The 23,447-nt window shown below is 63.6% G+C and carries 19 protein-coding genes; 8 read left to right on the top strand and 11 right to left on the bottom strand.

Features of this window, described 5'->3' with window-relative positions; translation table 11 throughout:
* Positions 1–58: 58 nt before the first annotated feature.
* From BFD71_RS41460 to BFD71_RS18375, 5 genes are all read left to right on the top strand, one after another.
* A complete protein-coding gene (locus tag BFD71_RS41460; RefSeq protein ID WP_176732903.1) occupies positions 59–208 on the top strand; it encodes a hypothetical protein in 150 nt (49 codons plus the stop codon).
* A 111-nt stretch (positions 209–319) separates the two neighbouring features.
* On the top strand, positions 320–1,981 hold the full coding sequence (locus tag BFD71_RS18395) for an Nramp family divalent metal transporter (protein WP_069265720.1): 1,662 nt from the start codon (positions 320–322) through the stop codon (positions 1,979–1,981).
* Positions 1,982–2,650: 669 nt separating this feature from the next.
* Positions 2,651–3,193, top strand: coding sequence for a hypothetical protein (locus BFD71_RS18385; RefSeq protein WP_069265718.1), 543 nt, complete (start codon positions 2,651–2,653; stop codon positions 3,191–3,193).
* Between the two features lie 88 nt (positions 3,194–3,281).
* Positions 3,282–4,373 carry a porin gene (locus BFD71_RS18380; protein WP_256094792.1) on the top strand — a complete coding sequence of 364 codons (1,092 nt, stop codon included), beginning with the start codon at positions 3,282–3,284 and terminating at the stop codon, positions 4,371–4,373.
* Positions 4,374–4,624: 251 nt separating this feature from the next.
* Positions 4,625–5,662: a zinc-dependent alcohol dehydrogenase family protein gene (locus tag BFD71_RS18375; protein WP_069265716.1), complete on the top strand. Its 1,038-nt coding sequence runs from the start codon at positions 4,625–4,627 to the stop codon at positions 5,660–5,662.
* A 107-nt stretch (positions 5,663–5,769) separates the two neighbouring features.
* Here the strand turns inward: BFD71_RS18375 and BFD71_RS18370 are convergent, their stop codons facing one another.
* Positions 5,770–6,642, bottom strand: coding sequence for a DUF2092 domain-containing protein (locus BFD71_RS18370; RefSeq protein WP_069265715.1), 873 nt, complete (start codon positions 6,640–6,642; stop codon positions 5,770–5,772).
* Between the two features lie 223 nt (positions 6,643–6,865).
* Here BFD71_RS18370 and BFD71_RS18365 point away from each other — a divergent pair, with 223 nt between their 5' ends.
* From BFD71_RS18365 to BFD71_RS18355, 3 genes are read left to right on the top strand one after another with little or no spacing between them, the layout of a single operon-like run.
* Positions 6,866–8,305: an MFS transporter gene (locus tag BFD71_RS18365; RefSeq protein WP_069265714.1), complete on the top strand. Its 1,440-nt coding sequence runs from the start codon at positions 6,866–6,868 to the stop codon at positions 8,303–8,305.
* 24 nt (positions 8,306–8,329) lie between these two features.
* Positions 8,330–9,526 (top strand): CaiB/BaiF CoA transferase family protein, encoded by a 1,197-nt coding sequence (locus BFD71_RS18360; RefSeq protein WP_069265713.1) that lies wholly within the window; start codon positions 8,330–8,332, stop codon positions 9,524–9,526.
* Positions 9,527–9,528: 2 nt separating this feature from the next.
* Positions 9,529–10,371, top strand: a complete 843-nt coding sequence (locus BFD71_RS18355; RefSeq protein ID WP_069265712.1) for a citryl-CoA lyase — start codon at positions 9,529–9,531, stop codon at positions 10,369–10,371.
* Positions 10,372–10,445: 74 nt separating this feature from the next.
* Here the strand turns inward: BFD71_RS18355 and BFD71_RS18350 are convergent, their stop codons facing one another.
* The 10 genes from BFD71_RS18350 to BFD71_RS18305 form a co-directional block, all read right to left on the bottom strand.
* Positions 10,446–11,216: an IclR family transcriptional regulator gene (locus tag BFD71_RS18350; RefSeq protein ID WP_069265711.1), complete on the bottom strand. Its 771-nt coding sequence runs from the start codon at positions 11,214–11,216 to the stop codon at positions 10,446–10,448.
* A gap of 116 nt (positions 11,217–11,332) precedes the next feature.
* A complete protein-coding gene (locus tag BFD71_RS18345; protein ID WP_176732901.1) occupies positions 11,333–12,340 on the bottom strand; it encodes a LacI family DNA-binding transcriptional regulator in 1,008 nt (335 codons plus the stop codon).
* A 35-nt stretch (positions 12,341–12,375) separates the two neighbouring features.
* Positions 12,376–13,473, bottom strand: coding sequence for an ABC transporter ATP-binding protein (locus BFD71_RS18340; protein ID WP_069265709.1), 1,098 nt, complete (start codon positions 13,471–13,473; stop codon positions 12,376–12,378).
* A 9-nt stretch (positions 13,474–13,482) separates the two neighbouring features.
* The gene (locus BFD71_RS18335; protein ID WP_069265708.1) at positions 13,483–14,412 is read right to left on the bottom strand and encodes a carbohydrate ABC transporter permease; all 930 of its coding nucleotides are present in this window, start codon (positions 14,410–14,412) and stop codon (positions 13,483–13,485) included.
* The gene (locus tag BFD71_RS18330) at positions 14,409–15,353 is read right to left on the bottom strand and encodes a carbohydrate ABC transporter permease (RefSeq protein WP_069265707.1); all 945 of its coding nucleotides are present in this window, start codon (positions 15,351–15,353) and stop codon (positions 14,409–14,411) included. The genes BFD71_RS18335 and BFD71_RS18330 overlap by 4 nt, the downstream gene beginning before the upstream one ends.
* A gap of 8 nt (positions 15,354–15,361) precedes the next feature.
* Positions 15,362–16,600, bottom strand: coding sequence for an ABC transporter substrate-binding protein (locus BFD71_RS18325; RefSeq protein ID WP_069265706.1), 1,239 nt, complete (start codon positions 16,598–16,600; stop codon positions 15,362–15,364).
* Between the two features lie 244 nt (positions 16,601–16,844).
* A complete protein-coding gene (locus BFD71_RS18320; protein WP_069265705.1) occupies positions 16,845–18,248 on the bottom strand; it encodes a GH1 family beta-glucosidase in 1,404 nt (467 codons plus the stop codon).
* Between the two features lie 202 nt (positions 18,249–18,450).
* Positions 18,451–20,127 carry a SulP family inorganic anion transporter gene (locus BFD71_RS18315; protein ID WP_069265704.1) on the bottom strand — a complete coding sequence of 559 codons (1,677 nt, stop codon included), beginning with the start codon at positions 20,125–20,127 and terminating at the stop codon, positions 18,451–18,453.
* A 196-nt stretch (positions 20,128–20,323) separates the two neighbouring features.
* Complete coding sequence (locus BFD71_RS18310; protein ID WP_069265703.1) at positions 20,324–22,048, bottom strand: SpoVR family protein; 1,725 nt, start codon at positions 22,046–22,048, stop codon at positions 20,324–20,326.
* On the bottom strand, positions 22,045–23,313 hold the full coding sequence (locus BFD71_RS18305; RefSeq protein ID WP_069265702.1) for a YeaH/YhbH family protein: 1,269 nt from the start codon (positions 23,311–23,313) through the stop codon (positions 22,045–22,047). Before BFD71_RS18305 ends, BFD71_RS18310 begins: the two co-directional genes overlap by 4 nt.
* Positions 23,314–23,447 lie beyond the last annotated feature (134 nt).

Here is a 23,447-nt window from a genome sequence, read left to right as displayed (position 1 = left end):
CGAAACGAAGGCACGCCTGATCGATGGCGCCACGTTTCAGGCATTTGGAGGAATCACCATGCACTTCGCTCTCCTCGTTTCGCAACTCCCGCACGTCGAAGAAGCTCGCACGCACTACAACGGCATGCTCGGGCTCGACTCACATTCGCACGGCTCAACCGGCGTAGTCGCTGCCGTCTGGACGGCATTCAAAAAGCTCGTTCGCTGACACGGCCTGGCGTCGCCGACTTCTGCCCCTGCTCCCGCATCAGCAGTCGGCGGGGCAGTGCCACGTCTCAATCATTAAGTTCAAAAAAGTACTACTAAGGAATAAATACAGATGTCCACCACTCCCGCTAACATCACGCAACGTCGGAGTGCCGTGCTCGACGACGCGCACGTGGGCGATATCAAAGGCGCCCTCGGCACGATCGCCCGCCACGACACCGCCCCTCGCAGCAACTGGATGGCGCGCCTGCGCACACTGCTCGCCATCCTCGGCCCCGGCCTCATCGTCATGGTCGGCGATAACGACGCCGGCGCCTTCGGCACTTATACGCAGGCGGGGCAGAACTACGGCACGTCGCTGCTCTGGACGCTCGCGCTGCTGATTCCGGTTCTCTATGTGAACCAGGAAATGGTCCTGCGCCTGGGCGCCGTGACCGGCGTCGGCCACGCACGCCTCATCTTCGAACGCTTCGGCAAGTTTTGGGGCGCCTTCAGCGTCATCGATCTTTTTCTGCTCAATGCGCTCACGATCGTCACCGAGTTCATCGGCATTACGTTTGCGCTCGACTTTCTCGGCGTCTCGAAGGTTCTCGGTGTCTGCATCGCCGCGGTACTGACGATGGCGGCGGTCAGTACGGGCGACTTCCGGCGCTTCGAACGCTTCGCGATCGTGCTGTGCCTGTTGAGTCTGCTGCTGATCCCGGTGCTCGTTTCGATTCACCCGCCTGTGGGCGTTATCGCGCGCGACTTCTTCGTGCCGACCTGGCCGGCGAATTCGAAGCTCTCCGACGTGATGCTCCTCGTGATCGGCATCGTCGGCACGACCGTCGCGCCGTGGCAACTTTTCTTCCAGCAGAGCTACGTGATCGACAAGCGCATCACGCCGCGCTTCATGAAGTACGAAAAGGCGGACCTCTGGATCGGTATCGCGTTCGTGATCGTCGGCGCCGTGGCGATGATGGCCTTCACCGCCGCGCTCTTTGGCGGCAAGCCCGAGTTCGGCAACTTCACCGACGCGGGTGGCGTGATTGCGGGTCTGCACAAGTACGTCGGCCAGACCTCGGCCACGATCTTCGCCGTGGCGCTGCTCGACGCGTCGATCATTGGCGCCGCCGCCGTCTCGCTCTCGACGGCCTATGCGATTGGCGATGTCTTCAAGGTCAAGCACTCGCTGCACCGCAGCGTGCTCGACGCGAAGGGTTTCTATCTCGTCTACTTCGGCATCATCGCGCTCGCGGCGGCCCTCGTGCTGATTCCCGGCAGCCCGCTCGGCCTCTTGACTGAGGCTGTGCAGACGCTGGCCGGCGTGCTGCTGCCGAGCGCAACGGTGTTCCTGTTGCTGCTCTGTAATGACAAGGCGGTGCTCGGCCCGTGGGTGAATTCGAAGAAGCTGAACGTGTTCACGGGTGCAGTGATTGCCGTGCTCGTCGTGCTGTCGATCATCCTGACGGCAGCCACGGTTTATCCGGATCTCAGTGGTGCGGCAATTATCAAGATTCTCGTAGGCGGATGCGGGCTTGCCGCAGCGGTGTACGCCGCGGTGGAACTCTCGCGCAAGTTGCGCGGTGGAACTGTCGGCCATGATGCGGCTCCGCTCAACAAGCCGGCCCTGAAGGAGTTGCGCAACACGTGGCGCATGGCGCCGCTCGAAGACCTGCCGGCGCCGCAGCACCTGACGTTGTCGACGCGCGTGTGGATGGGCGTGCTGCGCACCTACCTCGTCGTCGCGGTAGGTCTCGTGATCGTGAAGGTCGTGCAGATGGCTATTCACTAAGGCGGAGCGGGGCAGGTATATGTCTGCCCCTTTTTTGCACGTCCGCTGGCTGGAGCAGGGTGGGGACGAAGCTGCGCTGGTCTGGACGACCGGACCTTGCCGGGACACTGCGGCCTATTGCATCAGGCGTCGATGATGAAAATGCACGTTCTCTCGCTATCCGCGGTTTCCGCCCTGGTCCTCGCCGTCGCTTTTCTCGTCGTCGATCAGGACTGTCAGGTATCCACAACGAGCGCCATGCAGGCCGTCGCGGACGCGTTTCCCGAAAACGGACTGCCGAGTGGCGGAGCATCACACTGTCTTGTCTACGGGAAATACTGCCTCAGTAACGCGTTACGCAGCCGATAATCGATACGCAGCGCGAGACGTCCGAATAAAGCGCGTTTGCAGACCTCGCGTTGCGAAGTCGTTTCCTCCGTATCGATTTCTCTTATCGGCGACCGGGTCTGCAAGCCGGTTTGCCGACCTCCCGCCGTGCACCGTTGAATCCCGCCAAGCCTTGTCCAGCTTGGCGCTGCGCGGCTCATCGCGAGCCACGGGCGTGCCTTGCTCGTGCTTTCTTGCCCACGGAGCGCCTCTTGCCTGCCGTTAACCCGATGTAGTTTTCCGTAAGCCCCGTTTCTATCTTGGCGAAAAACATTTCGTGCAGTACGACAGGAGGAGACGGCGATGAGCGGCAATGCAAGCGTAGGTGAGGGTGGGTATCAAGGGACGAGAACCGCAATCGACGGCAAGCCGACGCTCGGCGCAATCTTGCGCGCCGGCATAGCCGGCGGCTTGACGGGCGCGGTGATTATCTGGATTTACGAGGCGCTCATCTGGGTCGGCGCCCAGCATCTCATGCCGCTTGCGGGCATTCCCCGCAACGCGACCGGCCTCGTGTTCGGCAAGGGCGTACAGGACTCGCTCGGCATCTGGGCGTATTTCCTCGGGACTGCCATTCATTTCTTCTTCGCCATTGCGTGGGGCGTGCTGTTCGCGGCGATCTGGCCGTATTTCCGCCGCCGTGGTTACGAAGCCACATTCGTCGCGCTTTTTTATGCGATCCTGGCCTGGATCGTCATGCATGTGGCGATTAGCATCGCCTCCGACAACCATCCCAATTACTACGACCCGGTCGTCATCATCGGCGGTTTCATGTCGCACTTTTGCTTCACTGTGCCGCTCGCCCTCGTGGTGAAGCGCATGCTAGCGACCGAGCGCGGACGCTGACGCCTCCAGCGTCAGCACCGAACTATCAAGAAGTCAACAACAGGGGAAAGTGACGATGTCGTTAAATAGAGGATTCCTTAGCTTGTCGGTGATCGCGGCGGCTGTCATCGCCAGCACGCCGGCGATGGCGCAATCGTCGGTGACGCTCTACGGCGTGCTGGACGTGTTCGCCGGCTACCAGAACACGAAAGTCGACGGCAAGACCACGTCGCTCGCCGTGCTGGGCAACAATGGCTTGATGACGAGCCGGTGGGGCTTGCGCGGCACGGAGGACATCGGCGGCGGATACCGCGTGAACTTCGCGCTGGAGAGCGGCTTCGATCCGGCTACGGGCAAGTTGCAGAACAGCTATCGGTTCTTCGATCGCCAGGCGTGGGTCGGTCTGGGCGGTGGGTTCGGCGAGGTGCGTTTCGGGCGGCAGAACACGCCGATGTTCACCTGGAGCGGCAATATGGACGCCTTCAGCGCGGCGACCTACGCCTCGGGCTACAACAACTTTGCGAACTGGCTGGCGCGTGTCGACAACGACATTGCGTGGATCTCGCCGAAGTTCGTGGGGACCCAGGTCGAACTGCATTATTCGGTGGGCGGCCAACCCGGTACGCTCGCGGGCAATGCCGTGTATCAGGCCGGCGTGCAGACCACCCAGGGCCCGGTCTATCTCGCGCTTGCCTATTTGAACGCGGCGAATGCGACAGCTTCCAACCGTGTGCAGGAATTCATGGCGGGCGGCAATCTCGACTACGGGTGGGGGCGCATCTATGTCGGCTATTTCCGCGCCAACGACGTCATTTCCGCGACCACCGGCAATGCGCTGAGCAACCCGGCCGGCAAATACGACCCGACGGTCGGGCCGGTCGGCAATACGGCAGGCGACTGGCACAGCACCTATTCGCTTTCGGCCGACTACCGGTTTACGCCGTTCTTCAGCATGGGCGCCGGCGCCGCCTACACCAAGGACAGCACGCATCTCGGCAATGACGCCCTGCAATATGGGGCGATCGTCAACTACGATCTCTCCAAGGGGACGCGGCTATACGGCACGATTTCCGAATTGAAGAACTACGGCACCGCGCAGTTCAAGATGGCAGGCGCCAGCATTACGACGGGTTCGTTCCTCACGCCGGGACCCGGTCAGAGCGAATTCGGCGTTCAGGTCGGCATCCGGCATCTGTTCTAGCATTTGAGAAAACGCAAGCAGCCGATGCTTAACGCATGAAACTCCACGCCACCACTTCGTAGCCATCGGACATTGGACTACGATCAAGAATGCAAGGGCGATGTCGTCGCTATTTCGAATCCGCTCACGGTGCCTCATCGTGAATCGAAATATGCAAACCTTGCTGGGGACGACGGACTCGCCGCGCGCCTGCGGACCGAAAGGAGGGCGCCCGGCGATCCGGCGTATTTCCGGTTGTCGATGGAGGAACCATGAAAGCACTGGTCTATAACGGCCCGGGCAAGTTCGCACTCGAAACGCGGCCAATGCCCGCCTTGCAGGGACCCGGCGACGCCGTGGTCAAGATCACGAAGACGACGATCTGCGGCACCGATCTCCACATTCTCAAGGGCGACGTGCCGAGTTGCGAGCCGGGCCGCATTCTCGGCCACGAAGGCGTGGGCGTCGTACATGAAATCGGCAGCGGCGTCTCGACGTTGAAAGTCGGCGATCACGTGCTCGTCTCGTGCATCTCGAGCTGCGGGCAGTGCGAGTACTGCCGGCGCGGCATGTATTCGCATTGCAAGACGGGCGGCTGGATACTCGGTAATCGTATCGACGGCACGCAGGCCGAATACGTGCGTACGCCGCACGCGCAAACGAGCCTGTACCGGATTCCCGACGGCCTCGACGAAGCCGCTCTCGTGATGCTCTCCGATATCTTGCCGACGGGCTTCGAATGCGGCGTGCTCAATGGCAAGGTCGAACCCGGCAGCACAGTGGCCATTGTCGGCTCCGGGCCGATCGGGCTGGCCGCGCTCCTGACCGCGCAGTTTTATTCGCCCGCGCAGGTGATCATGATCGATATGGACCCCAACCGCCTGGAATGCGCGAAGAAGTTCGGGGCAACGGCGTGCATCGATCCGCGCGCAGGCGACGCCGTGGATGCGGTGATGAAGCTCACGGATGGCGTCGGCGTGGATTGCGCCATGGAGGCCGTTGGCGTGCCTGCGACGTTCGAACTGTGCCAGCAGATCGTGGCGCCGGGTGGCGTGATTGCGAACATCGGCGTGCATGGTGTGCCGGCGTCGCTTTTCCTCGACAAGCTCTGGGACCGCAACGTAGCGATCACGACGCGTCTCGTCGACACAGTGAGCACGCCCATGCTGCTCAAGACCGTGCGTGCCGGACGGATCGATCCGAACCGGCTGATCACGCACCGGTTTTCATTCGAAGACATGCCCAAGGCGTATGAGACGTTTTCGCAGGCGGCCAGCACGCAGGCGTTGAAGGTGATTGTCGAGATGTGATGCGGTGGTTTGATGTTTGCGAACATCTATAAAACTGCGATAATTTATCTTATGTTAAATAAGAAAAATCCACGGGCGGCGCCACCTGCCAAGGTTGCGCCGCTCTGTCATTGAGCCTCCTCGAACGAAGGCCGCACGGCAGCCGGCTCCAGTTCGATTTGCTTCGCACCGGGTTTCGCATGCAACGCGAATGTCGATGCGACGAACGACGGCGCCAGATTCCAGTGGTACGTCACTTCATGACGCGGCCTCGAAGGCTGGGTCGTGTCGGTCACGACCAGATGGCACGGCAGCGGTCGCCGTCCCTGCTCGATCCACATTTCCCAGTCGGCGCCACGCTGCTGAAACGCGTAATGCGTGCACCGGCGCGCATCGACCATTTCGACGCCGAGCACCTGCGCCGCCGTGATCGCCGCGTTGTCGTCCTTGCCGTTGCCCCAATAGAAAAGCTCCGCGAGCGGCGCTTCGATACGCCAGGTGTTCGCGAGTTCACGTACGAGGCCATCGAGCGTCGGTGGCGCGTCATTGCGCGTGTAAAAGCCCTTCTTTTCATTGAAGGTCATGAATTCGCGTCCGTCATAGACCAGCCCGCGCAGGTTGCCGTTGCCCGTGATTTCGGCGCGCAGCCGGTCGGGCCGCTTGACCTCGAGCACCGTATGGCGCAGCAACGCGGCGTTCTGGCCGTTGTCGAGCACGACGTCGGTCGACGTGTCCGCGTTGACCTCGAACTTGCGCAACGTGCGCAGATAAGCGCCCATGGCATTGAGCGCGTCGAGCGCCTGCGCATCGACGGCTGCCTGCGGCGCGTTCGCGGCGGCGGTTCCCTCGCCGTTATCGAGATCGGTGAGCGGCGATGGAACATTCGATTGCGCCTGCGTGTAGCCCCCGCTCTCCGGATGCGCACAGCCGGAGAGCGCAATAGCGGCGCAGAGCGACAAGGCGAACTCGGCAGGAACCCCGGAAAAGACTTTCTTCTTCAAGACGTCTCCTGACTGAGCATCCGCATAAAACGACGGGCTTGGAGCACACGGCATGCCCAGTGGACCGCTGTGAGGCACACGTCGCCTCTCCCTGCATGCACGACTCAGTAAAAGCCCTGGTCGGTTGGCCCACCGCCTCGCAGTATCATCGACCCATATTTTAGAACGACGTTCTGTTCAATAGAACGAGCAGACACGCAAACGAAGCGTTCAGGAGATTCCGATGTCCAGCTTGCCAATCGGAGCGACACACGCGTCGCTCCGGGACCCTGCCGCCGCGCCCGTCAGTGCGGCCGAGATCAACGCGCGCATTGACCGCCTGCCGGCCACGCGCGCCATCTGGACGCTCGTGCTCCTGCTTTCGCTGGGCGGCTGGTTCGAGTTCTACGATCTGTTCTTCACGGCCTATGTCGGGCCGGGCCTCGTGAAAAGCGGTCTCTACTCGACCACCACGGCTTCGTTCTTCGGCTTCTCGGGTCTCGGCGCCTTCGTCGCGGCGTCGTTCGCGGGGCTCTTCATCGGCACGTTCTGCTTGACAGGTCTCGCCGACCGCTATGGCCGCCGCACGCTGTTCACCGCATCGTTGCTCTGGTATTCGGTGGCGACATGCATCATGGCGCTGCAGACGGGCGCGCCCGGCATTAACCTGTGGCGCCTCATCGCGGGCATTGGCGTGGGCGTCGAACTCGTCACCATCGACACCTACGTGAGCGAACTCGTGCCCAAGCACATGCGCGGCCGCGCGTTCGCGTTCGTGCATCTGGTGCAGTACACGGCCGTGCCGGCCGTTGCGTTGCTTGCGTGGTGGTTCGTGCCGCGCGCGCCGCTCGGCTTCGACGGCTGGCGCTGGGTCGTGATGTTCGGCGCGTTCGGCGCGCTCATCGCCTGGGCGATCCGCCGTCGCGTGCCCGAGAGCGCGCGCTGGCTCGCGCAGCGCGGCCGCACCGAGGAAGCTGCACGCATTCTCGCGAGGCTCGAAGCGAAGATCGAGGCGCAGCACGGTCGCTCGCTGCCTGCGCCTGTCGTGGAACCTGCCAGCGCGCAAACACTTGCCAAGGCGCGTTTCGCCGAGATCTGGCAGCCGCCTTACCGCCGCCGCACGATCACGCTGCTCGTCTTCAATCTGTTTCAGGCCATCGGCTTCTACGGCTTCGCCTCGTGGGTGCCGACGCTGCTCGTTTCCAAGGGCGTCACGGTCACGCACAGCCTGCTCTACTCGTTCGTGATCGCGGCGTCGAATCCGTTCGGGCCGCTGCTCGGCATGGCGATTGCCGACCGCATCGAGCGCAAGACGCTCGTCGTACTCTCCGCGCTCGCCATCGCCGTCTGCGGCACGCTGTTCGCCATGCAAACCTCGGCCGGCATGCTCATGTTCCTCGGTGTGCTCATTACGCTGGGCGGTACCCTCCTCTCGGTCGGCTACCACGCGTACCAGGTCGAGCTCTTCCCCACGCGCATGCGCGCCACCGCTGTTGGCTTTGTCTATTCGATGTCGCGTCTTTCCGCGATGTTCTCGGGCTTCATGATCGCGTTCGCGTTGCGCCACTTCGGGGTGCCAGGCGTTTTCGCGCTGATTACCGGCGCGATGATCGTGGTGATGGCGGCCATTGGCATCTTCGGGCCGCGCACGAAGAATCGCGCGCTCGACGACATCTCCCACTAATTTTTCCAATACGAGGCGGTAACCATGCTCCCGTTAGCCGGCGTGCGCGTCCTGGATCTGTCGAATGTGCTCGCGGGTCCCTTCTGCGCCTATCAACTCACGCTCTTCGGCGCCGAAGTCACCAAGGTCGAGCATCCTGAAGGCGGCGACCTGGCGCGCCGCCTCGGGGCCGACAAGGACGCCGCGGCGCGCAATATGGGCGCGTCGTTCGTGGCCGTGAATGCGGGCAAGCGCTCGATCACGCTGAACCTGAAAGACCCGCGCGGCAAGGCCATTTTGCTCGATCTGGTACGCCACGCCGACGTGCTCGTCGAAAACTTCCGGCCCGGCGTGATGGACCGCCTCGAACTCGGCTACGATCAGTTATCCAAAGTGAATCCGGCGCTGGTCTACTGTGCGATTTCCGGTTTCGGCGATGAAGGCGAGCTGTCGCGCCGCCCGGCCTACGACCAGATCATTCAGGGCATGTCCGGCGTGATGAGCGTGACGGGCGACGCGCACAGCGCGCCGCTGCGCGTAGGCTATCCCGTCTCCGATACCGTGGGCGGCCTCACCGCCGCATTCGGCATTTGCGCGGCGCTCGTCGACGCGCGAACGAGCGGCCGCGGGCGGCACCTCGACGTTTCGATGCTCGAAGCCACGCTCGCGACCATGGGCTGGGTCGTGTCGAACTACCTGAACGCCGGCGTCGAGCCTGCGCCGATGGGCAACGAGAATTTCACGGCCGCGCCCTCGGGCACCTTCCGCACCGGCGCGGGCCTGCTCAATATCGCGGCAAACGAAACGCGCCAGTTCGAGAGCCTGTGCGAGGTGATCGGCCGCCCCGACCTGCCGCGCGACGAGCGTTTTGCCGCGCGCCATTCGCGCAAGCAGTATCGCGAAGCGCTCAAGGCCGAGATCGAAACCGCGCTCGCCGCAGACAGCGCGGCGAACTGGGAAGCGCGCCTGCTCGAGCGGGGCGTGCCCGTGGGCCGCGTGCTCTCGGTGCCCGAAATCCTCGCGCATCCGCATCTGGCCGAACGGCGCTTCATACGCGAGTTCGAACCGGCACAGGGCGAAGCCGCGCAACGCGTGACGCGCGCGGGCCTGCGGCTCGCCGATGCCGACGCCGCGCCCGCCACGCCCGCGCCGGTTCTTGGCGCCCACACGCGCGAAACGCTCGCACAACTCGGTTACGAAGCCGCCCAAATCGAAGCTCTCCACGATGACGGAGTGATCTGACCATGCCGACGACGAATACAGCCACGCCCGATCTCGCCGCCCTATGCGCCGACTACTGGAGCACCTCGATCATCGACATCCATCCGGGCTCCATCAAGGTGCGCGGCTATCCGATCCAGGAGCTGATCGGCAGCGTGAGTTTCCCGCAGATGATCTGGCTGATGCTGCGCGGGGAACTGCCCGGCGACGAAGAGGCCACGCTGCTCGAAGCGGCGCTCGTGGCCTCGGTCGATCACGGGCCACACGCTCCTTCGATCGCGATCTCGCGCATGGCCACGAGCTGCGGCTTGCCGATCAACGGCGCAATGGCCTCGGCGCTCAACGCACTCGACGACGTGCACGGCGGCGCCGGCCAGCAGGCGGTCGAACTCTATGCCGACATCGCCGCGCGCATCGTGGCAGGCGCCCCATTCGACGCGGCGGTCGAAGCCGGTGTCGACGAGTTCATTGCCAGTCACGGCAAGTATCTCCCGGGCTTCGGCCATCGCTTTCATCCGGTCGATCCGCGCGCCGGACGGTTGCTCGCGCTCGTCGATGCACATGTGGCGTCGGGCACCATCAAGGGCCGCTACGCCGCGATTGCGCGCGGCATCGAAGCGTTGCTGATAAAGCGCAAGGACCGCCCCGTGCCGATGAACATCGACGGCGTAACGGCCGTTATCTACGCCGAACTGGGCTTTGCGCCCGAACTGGCGCGCGGCGTGTTCTGCCTCTCGCGCGCGGTGGGCATCCTCGCGCATGCGTGGGAGCAGCGCGGGCGCGGCGAGCGTAACAAGGGGCCCATGCCGCGTCAGATTCCGTATGCCTATACTGGCGCGCCGGAGCGACATCTGGAGCAGTCCTGATCAACGCCCCGTGAAAGCGACCGTGTGCAAACGGTGCTTTGCGCCTGCAATGTTTGCGCTAGCCGCGCGTGGCTTCAGGCGTCCTGACGTGCGTGCGCGGCGTGCGCACGTTGGGCGGCGCGCAGCGCGCGCGAGTCGCCGCCGAGCGCGTCGGTAGCGCGTATCGCGCACTCGAACAGCGCGTCGAGATGACGCTCGACGAACGCCGCGTCGATACGCGAACTCGGCCCGGCGAGCGTGAGCACGCCACGCAAGGTGTCGTGAACGCCGAACACGGGCATGGACACGCCGGCGGTTTCGCGGTCGCGCTCACCGATCGAGATGCAGTAGAAGTCGTGGCGAATGGTCTCGAACGGCTCGCCCGGTTCGCCGCCGAATGCCAGCAGCGCGCGGCCGCCAGATCCGCTTTCGAGCGGCAGCACGTCGCCCTCTCGCACATGGTGACGCACCACATGATGCGAATCGACGCGATGCAGGCACACGCGCACCGCGTTGTCACGCACGTAGAACGAAACGCTCTCGCCGCTCGCCGCGGCCAGTTCACGCATGAGCGGCAGCAGAATGTCGCCCATGTTGAGACCGCGCTGATAGAGCGCGCCCAGCGCGAACGTGGCGGGGCCGAGCTGGTAGCGGCCGTCGTCGAGGCGCAGCAGCAGGCGATGCTGAATCAGCGCACCGGCCAGCCGCAGCAACGTGCTTTTATAGAGGCCCGTGCGCGCTGCGAGTTCGGCGAGCGTGAGCGCGCTGTCTCCGGGGCGAAACGCAAACAGGATGGCACACGCGCGGTCGATGACAGCGACGCCTTCTTCTTTCTTGACCGTACCAGCCGGGTCTTGCGCGGGCATGAATGGAAAACGTGGGGATTGGGAATGCGTTCGATTTTACGCGACTTGCCGTCTCCCGGGTGCGCCCGCCTCACCTTCGACTCCAGCGCTGCTGCTCGTTGCATGGGACGCGCGCGTTACTTCGCCCGCGCCACCGAATCGCGCAGCGTCACGCTTACGGGAAACGTGCGCTCGATCGGCCACTGCGTGCCGTAGCACTGGTTGATGAGCCAGCGCACCGCATTGCGCGTGAGCTCCGCTGTGGGAATGTGCACCGAGGTCAGCGCAGGCGCCATGTAGGCCGCCGAATAATCGTCGTCGTAGCCGATCACCGAAACGTCGTGGGGCACGCGCAACCCTGCCTGCTGCAGACGCGCGAGCGCACTCATGGCCATCGTGTCGTTCGCGCAGAAAAGCCCGGTGAAGCGATGTTTGCGTTCGAGCAGCGTCCCGGCCGCCACATAGCCGCCCTCGGGCGAGAAGTCCGAGACGATATGCGGCACGGTTCTGCGCTCGATGCCGTGACGCGCCAGCTCGGCGAAAAAACCATGCAGACGCGCCGCATTGTCCGAGGACGTTGACGGGCCGCCGATCACCGCAAGCTCGCGATGGCCGTGCTCGATGAGCGTGCGGGCTGCCATCTCGCCGCCGTGAAAGTGATCGGCGCAAAACGATGCTTCGGGTAACTGATCGAATGAGCGGTTCAGGAAGGCCATGCGCGGGTGCATGGCGTGCAGCATCTGCAGGTCGTCGTCGTACAGATCGTGGCTGATGACCACGACGCCGTCGCAATCGCGGCCGATGAGGAAGCGCACGGCCTCGATGGCCTGCTCGCGCGGCGAGGCTTCACCGCAACCGGTGGCCACCACCACATGACGCCGCACGGCGCGCAGCTGCGTGTCGGTTTCCTTCAGGATAGTGCCGTAGTACGAGCCGAAAAACGTCGGTACGAAGATACCGATGATGCCGAGCGACTTCGTGGCCATCGCCCGCCCGATGGACGAAGGCCGGAAATTGAGCTGTTCGATCGCAGCCTGCACGCGCGCGGCTGCTTCTGCCGACACCGGGCCGTTGCCCGATATCGCCCGCGAAGCTGTCGAAAGGCCCACGCCGGCCAACGCCGCCACGTCTTTCAGGGTCGCCACGTTCCTGGCCTCTCTGTCTTTATCGGTTGTATGCATCAAATGCGTGCGCCGGTTTCTTCGTCGAATAGCGAAACATGCGCACCGTCGATGGAGAACGGCACCGCCGCCCCACTCGCCAACGGCGTCTTGTGCTGATCGATCGACGCGATCTGCCCCCCCTGATGTTCGATCCACAGGACACGATGATTGCCCATGGGCTCCACGAGCGTCAAGTGGCCTTCCCACGACGCCTCGTGCGGGCGCACTGCACCGCCTGCACGCACGTCTTCCGGGCGCACGCCGAGCACGCAGGGGCGTGTCGGATCCGGCGTGCCCTTGAACGCGTAAGCCGACACATCCACGTCGAGGCCTGACCCGCGAAAGCGCAGCCGGCCTTCGTCGGCTTCGAGCCTGCCACGCAGCAGGTTCATCGGCGGCGCGCCGAGGAAGGTCGCGACGAACAGGTTCTCTGGGCGCGCGTAGACTTCGGCCGGTGTGCCGAACTGCTGGATCGCCCCGCCCTTCATCACCGCCATGCGCGTGGCGAGCGTCATCGCCTCGACCTGGTCGTGCGTCACGTAGATCATCGTCGCGCCGAGTTGCTGATGCAACTGCTTGAGTTCGCGGCGCAATTCGGTGCGCAGCTTGGCGTCGAGATTCGAGAGCGGCTCGTCGAACAGGAACACGTCCGCCTCGCGTACGAGTGCGCGCCCGATCGCCACACGCTGGCGCTGGCCGCCCGAGAGCTGCGCGGGTTTGCGCGAAAGCAGTGGCCCGAGCTGCAGCATGTCGGCGGCGCGCTTCACGCGGCGGTCGATCTCCGCCTTCGGCGTGCCATTGATACGCAGTGCGAACGAGAGATTGCGCTCCACGTTCATGGTCGGATAGAGCGCGTACGACTGGAACACGAGCGCCACGCCCCGATCCTTCGGGTCGGCCCACGTCATGTCCTCGCCGCCGATCTCGATGCTGCCGTCGGTCACGTCGACGAGGCCCGCGATGCTGTGCAGCAAGGTGGATTTGCCACAGCCCGAAGGCCCGAGCAACACGACGAACTCGCCTGCGCGCACATCGAGATCCAGTTCGTCGATCACCGTGTTCGCGCCGAGGTCGATGCGCAGGTTGCGTACGGAAACGTTCGTGAGATTGCCCATGCCCTGCTCCTAGCCTTTCACCGCGCCCGAGGCGATGCCGCGCACGAACCAGCGCCCCGAAATGAAGTAGATCGCGAGCGGCACGGCCGACGTGAGGATCGTCGCGGCCATGTTGACGTTATAGATACGCTCGCCGGTCGTCGTGTTGATGATGTTGTTCAGCTGCACCGTCATCGGCAGGTTTCTCGTGCCCGCGAACACGAGGCCGAGAATGTAGTCGTTCCAGATGCCGGTGACCTGCATGATGATCGCCACGACAATGATCGGCACCGACATCGGCAGCATGAGCTGCATGAAGATGCGCCAGAACCCGCCGCCGTCGATGCGCGCGGCCTTGAACAGCTCCTGTGGCAACGACGCATAGTAGTTGCGGAACAGGAGCGTCATGACCGGCATGCCGAAGATCGTGTGTATCAGGACGATGCCCGGCAGCGAGCTGAACAGATGCACGAAGGCCAGCACGCGCACGAGCGGGTACACCATCACCTGCACGGGAATGAACGCGCCCGCGAGCAGAATGCCGAACAGCACGCCCGCGCCGCGCGGCCGCCAGAACGACAGCGCGTAACCGTTCACGGCGCCCACGGCAATGGAGATGACCGTGCTCGGCACGACGATGCGCACCGAATTCCAGAAGCCCACGCGAATGCCGCTGCAGTCGAGCCCCGTGCACGCGGAGGACCACGCGTCGCGCCACGGCGCGAGCGTCCACTGCACCGGCAGTGCGAGCAGATGACCGAGGCGGATCTCGGTCATCGGCTTGACCGAAGTCACCAGCATCACATAGAGCGGCAGCAGGAAGAACAGCGCCGCCGTGAACAGAAACGCATAGACGCCGAGCCGCGCGGGCGTGAAGCGGCTGCGCGGCTTGCGCCGCTTTTGCGCCGCACGCGCGGAAGCGGGCGCGGGACGCAGCGAATCGGCCAAAGGCGTGCTCATGCCCGGTCTCCTCTGAGCGCCGCGCGGCTGCGCGCGTAGAAGAATGGCGCAAGAATCGCGAGGACCGTAGCGAGCAGCACGATCGACGCTGCCGAGGCGAGCCCGATGTTCGCGCGATTGAACAGGTAATCCATGATGAATTTCGCCGGCACCTCGCTCGCGGTGCCGGGGCCGCCCTGGGTCATCGCGACCACGGCGTCGTAAAGTTTCACGACCATCACGAAGAGCAGCACGAATGCCGTGGAAAGCGAGGTCTTGAGCATCGGCACGACGATGCTCGCGTACACGCGCCAGCGCGGAATGCCGTCGAGGCGCGCGGCCTTCCATATTTCGTCGTCGATGCCGCGCAGCCCCGCGAGCATCAGCGCCATCACGAGACCCGAGGCCTGCCACACGGTGGCGATCACGAGCGTGTAGATCGCGAAGCGCTGCGTGACGATCCAGTCGAAGCGCGCGTGCTCGAATCCCATGTGCCGCAGCACGGCCTGCACGCCGAGTTCGGGGTTGAGGATCCACTGCCAGACGAGGCCCGTTGCGACGAACGACATCGCATAGGGATAGAGAAACACCGTGCGCAGCGCGCCTTCCGCCACGACGCGCTGGTCGATGAAGATCGCGAGCAGTAGCCCGATCGCGAGGCACGCCGCGATGAAGCACAGGCCGTAGATCACGAGATTTTGCAGCGACAGGATCCAGCGGTCGTTCTCGAAGAGCCGCACGTACTGCGTCACGCCCGCGAAGGTGTTGGTGGGTAGCGAGCGCGAGAGGCTGAGCGAGACGCGCGCCGTCCACAGCATGGTGCCGAGATACGCGAACAGGACCGTCGCCGCCATCGGCGCGAGCGCGATCCAGGCGGCGAGCGAGAGCCGCCGCCGCGCGGGGCGCGCGCTGCGCACTTGCCCCGCTTGGCGTTTGGCCGGGTGCAGCTTGGCGGCGTACATGGTTGCGCTCAGCTCTGGATTGCCGTGGCAAAGGCTTTCTGCGCGTCTTCGGCCGACTGGTTCTTGTTCCAGAAGTTCGTGATGACGTCCTGCAGCGCGCCCTGGACATCAGGCGGAATCAGCATTTCCGGATTCGGCAGTTGCCGCGACTTGTCCTTCATGATCGTCATGCCCTCCTTCGCGCAGATGTCGAAGCCCGAGGTGTCCACGTCGGGGCGAATCGGAATCGAGCCCTTCTTCTGGTTGAACGCGACCTGTGCGGCCGGCGACGTCATCACCGTGGCGAGCAGTTGCTGCGCCTTGACCTGCTCGGGATTGTCGGTCTTCGGGAACACGAACACGTCGCCGGCGATCATGTACGGCGACTTCGGAAAACCGGGGAAGCATCCGAAGTCCTTGCCCGCCACCTGGTTCGCGGCCGAAAACTCGCCCTTGGCCCAGTCGCCCATGATCTGCATGCCCGCCTTGCCGGAAATCACGAGCGCCGTGGCGTCGTTCCAGTTGCGGCCAGGCGAGCCCGGATCCACGTAATTATGCAGCCGCTTGAAGGTCGTGAGCACGTTGCGGAACGCGGGCGAATTCACGGCGTTCGCGTCGCGGTCGCGGTAGACCTTCATGTAGAGATCGCGGTCCATGTCGGCGAAGATGGCGTCGAAGGTGATCTTCTCCTGCCATGCCTGACCACCCAGCGCGAGCGGAATCACCCCAGCCGACTTGAGCTTGTCGAGATCGGCGAAGAGTTCGTCGAAATTCTGCGGTTCGCCCTTGATCCCGGCCTTGGCGAACGCGGGCTTGGAATAGAAGAACCAGTCCTGCATGTGAATGTTCACGGGCGCGGCATAGTAGTGCCCTTTGACCTTGATCGCCGTGAGAATCGATTCAGGGAAGCTGGTGCTCCAGTTCTCCTTCGTTGCGACCGCATCGACATTGTTCAGGAGTCCCTGGTCGATGAGATCGTGAAACTGCCTGGACGTATTGAACTGCGCAGCGGTGGGCGGATCGCCGCCCACGATGCGGTTGATTGCCGTTGCGCGCGCCTGGTCCCCACCGGCGATCGCGTTGTCCACCCACTTCCCACCCGCCTGATCGTAGGCAAGCGCGAACTGCTTGATCGCGGCCGACTCGCCGCCCGACGTCCACCAGTGAATCACGTTGGCCTTCAGCGGCTCCGCGGCGTGGGCCGCGAGCGCGCCGGCCAGCGCGAGAGCGGCCACGATGCCGCGCAGAACGGGTGCGTTGTGCTTCATTGCGTCTCCTGTCGATCCGGAGCTGGCGCTTCAGCTGTCGCCTGGCGTCAGTGCTTTCGGCACCGGCGTCGGGCCCATGCAGGGCTCCGGTTGCTCCGGGTTGGTCTGCAAAAGCTTTTGGGTTGGAAATTTCGTCGGCCACGGCGCGTCGTACGGCATGCCCGAGCGTCGCATGCCCTGCCGTGGTTGTCACGCTAGTTGTTGCCCTTGCTCGGTAACCCTGTCAAGCGCCCTTGATGTGCCATCAAGCGCCGTCGAGCGCGCGCCGCTGCGCGATGAAATGCGCAATGAGTTGCGCACTGCGCTTGGGCGTGCGAACCTGAGTGTCGTAATCGACATGCACGACGCCGAAGCGCCGCTCATAGCCAAACGCCCATTCGAAGTTGTCGAGCAGCGACCAGACGAAATAGCCGCGCACGTCCACGCCCGCCTTGATCGCGGCGTCCACCGCGGCGAGATGGCGCTTGAGGAACGAGATGCGTTGCGTATCGTTGACCTCGCCTTCGCTCACGCGGTCGTCCGAAGCCATGCCGTTCTCGGTGATATAGATCGGCGGCAGGTTCTCGTAGGTGCGACCGAAACCGATCAGCAGGTCGCGCAGACCGTCGGGGTGAACCTCCCACCCCATCTGCGTGCGCTCGACGTCCTTCAGCGGCACTTCGACGAAGCCGTGCGCGCCGTCGCTCTTCACGTTGGTGCGGAAATAGTAGTTGATGCCGAGGAAATCGAGCGGCGCCGAGATCGTCTTCATGTCGCCTTCGAGCACGAGCGGCTCGGTGCCCGGCCACAGCTCGAAGAGTTCTTCGGGGTACGCGCCCTTGAGCAGCGGATCGAGAATCCACGCGTTGTGCTGCACTTCGAAGCGGCGTGCGGCGCGCACATCTTCCGGCGACGAGGAATCGGGCGTGCCGCGTCCCACGTTCGCCACGATGCCCTTGGTCGAGCCCGGATCGTTCGCGCGCAGCACGCCGGTAGCGAGGCCGTGGCCGAGCAGCAGATGATGCATCGCCTGGGTGGCATAGCGGCCGTTCGCGAGGCCCGGCGCGTGATGGCCGTTGCCGTAGCCGAGGTACGCCGAGCACCACGGCTCGTTGAGCGTCATCCATGCGTCGACGAGGCCGGACAGTTCGCGGCTCATGAGGTCGGCGTAGTCGGCGAAGCGGTATGCGGTGTCGCGATTGAGCCAGCCGCCGCGATCTTCCAGATGCTGCGGCAGGTCCCAGTGGTAGAGCGTGGCGAAGGTGCGCACGCCCTTCTCCCTCAGGCGCTCCAGCAAGCGCTTGTAGAAGGCGATGCCTTTGGCATTGGGCCGGCCCGCCTCGTCCATGACGCGCGGCCACGCGATCGAAAAGCGATAGGCCTCGAAGTTAAGGCTCTCGAGCAGATCGAGATCGGACTCCCAACGGTGATAGTGGTCGCAGGCCACGGCGCCCGTGTCGCCCGCGAGCACCTTGCCCGGCGTGGCGCTGAACGTGTCCCAGATCGAGGGGATGCGCCCGTCCTCGTGAATGGCGCCTTCGATCTGATACGAAGCCGTGGCCGCGCCCAGGAGGAAGTCGCTGCGCCACAGTGCAGAGCTGGCGGGCGGAGTGAAAGGATCGTCGGCAACTGCGGCGGCGGAATGCGGCAATGCGGTGTCCTGAGTCACGAAGCCTCCTGCGCGGAAGTCACCGGCGTTCTGGGTAGCCGGATCAGGTTGGAGTGGAAGCGCTTCCACAGCGCTTGAGGCGCACAATAGCAGCGGCGAATTCCGGCGGGCAATCGGGGTTTTTATGGACGTTATTATGTAGCTGCTTCACACGTTTTCCGCACTACACGCTCGTCTGGCTTGTAGCATGGCTACACGGGCGTCACGCATCCGAGCGCGACTCCAGTTCGGGACGCACCGCCGCGAGCGCTTCGTGCAGGGTCGGGAAGATGTTCGCACGGCCCACCACGGCCGTGATGCCATGCCGATCCATGTCCGAAAGCAGATAGCGGTTCACGCGCCCGAAAATCACCTTCACGCCGCGCTCCGCGAGTTCCGCGCAGAGGTCGATGACGGAGCGCCCCGCGGAATAGTCGAGATCGGTGATCGCCCCCGCATCCACGACCACGCAGTGCACGGGCGACGGCGCGCGATCGATCAGCATGCGCAGTTCGTCGACGAACAAATGGTCGTTCGCATAGAACAGGTCCGCACCGAAGCGATAGACGATCAGCCCTGCCGCCGTGAGCTGGCCCGCTTGCGCGGGCTCGGGCAGCCAGTGCCCCTCGTCGTTCGGCACGAGCACCATGGTGTGCGGCCGGTAGCTATGGCGCACGTGGCGCAGTAACGACAGGCCGATCGCGATGAGGATACCGTTCTCCACGCCGATCACGACGACGGCGAGCGCCGTCGTCACCGCGAGCCGGAATTCGCCGGGACTTTCGCGGCGAATGTCGATCAGCTGGCGAATGTTCACGAGCCCCACGGCAATCGTGAAGACGATCGCGGCCAGCACGCAGTGCGGCAGATATTGCAGCAGGTGGCTGAAGAACAACAGCACCACGAGCACGACGCCCGCGAACACGAGCTGCGCGAACTGGCTGCGCGCGCCGGCCTGATCGGCCATGGCGGTCTGCGTGAGGCTGCCGTTCACGACGAACGCGCCGCTCATCGAAGCCGCCGCATTGGCCGCCGCGAGGCCGAGGAGATTGGTGTCTTCGTCGGTGCGCTCGCCGTAGCGCTCGGCAAACGCGCGGCTCGTGGCGGCGCTTTGCGCGACGATGATGACGAAGCACGACGCCGCCACCTGCAGCAGATCGATCATCTGGAACCAGCCCACCGCGGGAAAGCTCAGGCGCGGCAAGCCGCCCTGCACTGGCCCGATCACCGAAATGCCGTGGGCCGCGAAGTTCAGCATGGCGCTCGCGGCGATGCTGCCCGCCACGGCGACGAGCGGCACCGGCCAGCGCGGCCGGTACGTCTTGAAGACCAGAATCGCCGCCACGACCACCGCGGCGATGGCAAGCGTCTGCCAGTGAATCGTGCCCAGTTGCGTGACGATCTGCTTGATCTGCAGGACCGTGCGGCGTGAATTGACAGTAATGCCAAGCATGTCGCCGAGCATCGCCACGCCCACTTGCATGCCCACGCCCGTGAGAAAACCTGCGAGGACGGTGCGCGAGAGAAAGTCCGCGAGAAAGCCGAGCCGAAACAGGCGTGCGATCAACAACATCACGGCCGTGAGCAAGGCGGTCATGCCCGCGAGCGCGACATACTCAGCGCTCGAAGGCGCTGCCATGGTCGTGAGACGGCTCGCGAAAATGGTGGCCGTGGCGGAATCGGCGGCAACCACGAGATGGCGCGACGCGCCAAAGAGTGCAAACGCAACGAGCGGCAGAAAGCCTGTGTACAGACCGGTGACGGCAGGCATGCCCGCGATGCGCGCATAGCCAAGCAGTTGCGGCACGTTCATCGAGGCAAGCTGCACGCCGGCGAGCGCATCACGTAATGCAGACGCACGAGACAGCGGACGCACGCCGCGAAACAGTTCAAACGCCATTACGCCATCCTTTCGAAATCCGCCTCTGCGGGCGGTGTTTTTTTAGCTGCGGGTTCACTGGCGCAGTATGTTAGCGCGCGGGCGCGTTCCAGTACGTGTTCGATTGCAACGTCGTTGCTCGCGCATCAATGAAAGAGGCCAGCCCGCAGGCTGGCCTCATGACTGATCCGCTCAACCGCGTCACGCAGCGCGATGGCTATACCCGAATCGGCGGCGGCATATAACGGCATTCGTAGCGTTTTCGTACCGTGCCGTTCTCATCCACGCTTTCGAGGAACACGTCGAACTGCCAGAGGCGCGCCATGTGGCGCAGCACTTCGTCGGTGTCACCCGATAGATGGCGATTGTCGCTCATGAAGTGACGCAGCGTGAGGCTACGATCGCCGCGCGTGTTCACCGACCACACCTGAATATTCGGTTCGCGGTGATGCATGTCGTACTGACGCGAGAGCGCCTGGCGTACGTACTGGTAGCCGCTTTCGTCGTGGATGGCCGAGACTTCGAGTGCGTCGCGCATGTCGTCGTCGAGCACCGAAAAGAGCCGCATTTCACGGATCAGATGCGGCGACAGGTATTGCGCCACGAAGCTCTCGTCCTTGAAGTTGCGCATGGCATAGTGCAGCGCCTTGAGCCACGGACTGCCGGCCAGCTCGGGGAACCACTTGCGGTCCTCCTCCGTGGGGTTCTCGCAGATGCGGCGAATGTCGCTCATCATCGAAAAGCCGAGCGCATACGGATTGATGCCGCTGTAATACGGCTTCGTCACCGGCGGCTGATAGATCACGTTGCTGTGCGAATGCAGGAACTCCATCATGAAGCCGTCTTCGAGCTTGCCCTGCGTATAGAGCGTGTTGAGCAGCGTGTAATGCCAGAATGTGGCCCAGCCTTCGTTCATGACCTGCGTTTGCCGCTGCGGATAGAAGTACTGCCCGATCTTGCGCACGATGCGTATGACTTCGCGCTCCCACGGCTCGAGCAGCGGTGAGTTCTTTTCGGCGAAATACAGCAGGTTTTCCTGCGGCTCCGGCGGAAAGCGCTCGTCGATCTCCTCGGCAACGGGCATTTGCTGCTTCGGCAGCGTGCGCCATAGTTCATTGACCTGGGACTGCAGATAAGCCTCGCGTTCCCGGCGCAATGCGGCCTCGCGTTCGAGCGATAGCTTTTGCGGACGTTTGTAGCGGTCTACGCCGTAATTCATGAGCGCGTGGCACGAGTCGAGCAACTCTTCCACGCGGTCGAGACCATAACGCTCCTCGCATTCGGCGATGTAATTCTTCGCATACACGAGGTAATCGATGATGGCGTGCGCGTCCGTCCAGAGACGGAACAGATAGTTGCCCTTGAAGAACGAGTTGTGCCCGTACGCGGCGTGCGCGATCACGAGCGCCTGCATCGTCATCGTGTTCTCTTCCATGAGATACGCGATGCAGGGGTTGGAGTTGATGACGATCTCGTAGGCGAGGCCCATCTGGCCGCGGCGATAGCTCTTTTCGGTGGAGAGAAAGTGCTTGCCGAATGACCAGTGGCGATAGTTCACCGGCATGCCGACGGACGCATAGGCGTCCATCATCTGCTCGGCGCTGATCAGTTCGAGCTGGATCGGATAAACATCCAGTTCGTATTGCTCTGCAACATGCGAGATATGAGTGTCGTACTCCTCGATGAGTTCGAAGGTCCAGTCGGAGGGGCACGGCAACGGCCGTTTGTCGGCTACGTTCATTTGCACTTCCCTTTGCTGGGCGAGCCCATGCTCCTTGTGGCGAGCAGCCCCGGCGGCATGTCCGGGCGCTTCGGCGTCTTCATGGTGGCCGGGCTTGCGCTCGTCACCGTGTTCGCCATGATGCCCTTTTTCGTGGCCGCTCGTCTTCCGGCGCTCCGGCTGGTAGCCGCGCGCCTCATTGTGCAGGTGGCGTGTCGTCATGAGTGTTCCACCTGCTTTTCGAAAAGCTCCCGGAACACCGGGTAGATGTCCGCCGCGGTGTCGACTTTCTTCATCGCCAGATGCGGTTCGGTGAGTGCGAGCTGCGCGTATTCGAGCCAGAGGTTCTGCTCCTCCGGCGTGACCTGAATATACGCAAAATAGCGCACCTGCGGCAGTATGTCATCCGCGAGAATCTTGCGGCATTTGGGCGAATCGTCAGTCCAATTGTCGCCGTCCGAAGCCTGTGCGCCGTAGATGTTCCAGTCGCTTGGCGAATAACGGTCCTCGATCACTTTTTTCATCAGCTCCAGTGCGCTCGACACGACCGTGCCGCCGCTTTCGGTGGAATGAAAGAAGGTGTCCTCGTCCACTTCCTCGGCGCGCGTGTGGTGGCGAATGAAGACCACCTCGATCTTTTCGTAATTGCGCTTGAGGAACAGGTACAGCAGGATGAAGAAGCGCTTGGACAAGTCCTTGCGCTGCTCGTCCATCGAGCCCGACACGTCCATGAGGCAGAACATCACGGCCTGGCTCGACGGTTGCGGCTGCTTCACGCGATTCACGTAACGCAGATCGAACGGGTCGATGAACGGAATGCGCCAGATGCGCCCGCGCAGGTGATGGATCTGCTCTTCGAGCCGCGCGATTTCTTCACGCCGGTCGGCCGGGTCGGCCTTGAGCGCTTCGAGCTGCTCCTCGAGTTCGTGCAGTTCGTTGACGAGCGGCGCGCCGAGCGCGATGCGACGGCCAAGCGCGCTGCGCAGCGATCTCACGACATCGATGTTGTTCGGCGTGCCTTCGGCAGCCCAGCCCGCGCGGATGCTCTTCCACGTTGGCACGGCCATGAGATGGGTTTTGACGAGGCGCGGCAGTTCGAGGTCGTCGAAGAAGTACTGCATGAATTCTTCGCGGGAGAGTTCGAACACGAAGTCGTCCTGACCTTCGCCCTCGTTGCTCGCCTGGCTGCCGCCACCGCCGCCGCCGCCCTGTGGACGCGGAATGCGGTCGCCGCGAATATAGTCCTCGTTGCCTGGGTGAACCATTTCGCGCTTGCCGCCGGGGCCGTGCCGGAACGACGGCTCTGCGATGTCCTTGCGCGGAATGGTGATGCTCTGGTTGCTCTGTATGTCCTTGATGCTGCGGTCACGCACCGCTTCCGAAACGGCGTGACGAATATAGTTCTTCACGCGGCGCAAAAAGCGCTCGCGGTTAGCAATGCTCTTGTTCTTTCCGGCTAGCCTGCGGTCGATGATTTGATGAAGCACATCCAGTCTCCCGCTCCAGTTGCGAATGGGCGAGGTGCGCAGTGTTCATTGCCGCGTCTGCCATCGTGCGTGCCGCGTTCACCCGCTCATGGCCACGCCGCCTGCGCCCCGCCGGGGGTCCTTTTGCGCCGCCG

It is taken from the genome of Paraburkholderia nodosa (assembly GCF_001718195.1).
Taxonomy (GTDB): Bacteria; Pseudomonadota; Gammaproteobacteria; order Burkholderiales; family Burkholderiaceae; genus Paraburkholderia; species Paraburkholderia nodosa_A.
Note: the sequence above shows the minus strand (reverse complement) of the source record. Positions and strands in the feature narration are given on the sequence as shown.

Excerpts from the sequence above, each read along its gene's own strand:
- BFD71_RS41460 (WP_176732903.1), top strand. The coding sequence starts at position 59 with ATGCACTTCGCTCTCCTCGTTTCGCAACTCCCGCACGTCGAAGAAGCT.
- BFD71_RS18395 (WP_069265720.1), top strand. The coding sequence starts at position 320 with ATGTCCACCACTCCCGCTAACATCACGCAACGTCGGAGTGCCGTGCTC.
- BFD71_RS18385 (WP_069265718.1), top strand. The coding sequence starts at position 2,651 with ATGAGCGGCAATGCAAGCGTAGGTGAGGGTGGGTATCAAGGGACGAGA.
- BFD71_RS18375 (WP_069265716.1), top strand. The coding sequence starts at position 4,625 with ATGAAAGCACTGGTCTATAACGGCCCGGGCAAGTTCGCACTCGAAACG.
- BFD71_RS18365 (WP_069265714.1), top strand. The coding sequence starts at position 6,866 with ATGTCCAGCTTGCCAATCGGAGCGACACACGCGTCGCTCCGGGACCCT.
- BFD71_RS18360 (WP_069265713.1), top strand. The coding sequence starts at position 8,330 with ATGCTCCCGTTAGCCGGCGTGCGCGTCCTGGATCTGTCGAATGTGCTC.
- BFD71_RS18355 (WP_069265712.1), top strand. The coding sequence starts at position 9,529 with ATGCCGACGACGAATACAGCCACGCCCGATCTCGCCGCCCTATGCGCC.
- BFD71_RS18350 (WP_069265711.1), bottom strand. The coding sequence starts at position 11,216 with ATGCCCGCGCAAGACCCGGCTGGTACGGTCAAGAAAGAAGAAGGCGTC.
- BFD71_RS18340 (WP_069265709.1), bottom strand. The coding sequence starts at position 13,473 with ATGGGCAATCTCACGAACGTTTCCGTACGCAACCTGCGCATCGACCTC.
- BFD71_RS18335 (WP_069265708.1), bottom strand. The coding sequence starts at position 14,412 with ATGAGCACGCCTTTGGCCGATTCGCTGCGTCCCGCGCCCGCTTCCGCG.
- BFD71_RS18330 (WP_069265707.1), bottom strand. The coding sequence starts at position 15,353 with ATGTACGCCGCCAAGCTGCACCCGGCCAAACGCCAAGCGGGGCAAGTG.
- BFD71_RS18325 (WP_069265706.1), bottom strand. The coding sequence starts at position 16,600 with ATGAAGCACAACGCACCCGTTCTGCGCGGCATCGTGGCCGCTCTCGCG.
- BFD71_RS18315 (WP_069265704.1), bottom strand. The coding sequence starts at position 20,127 with ATGGCGTTTGAACTGTTTCGCGGCGTGCGTCCGCTGTCTCGTGCGTCT.
- BFD71_RS18310 (WP_069265703.1), bottom strand. The coding sequence starts at position 22,048 with ATGACGACACGCCACCTGCACAATGAGGCGCGCGGCTACCAGCCGGAG.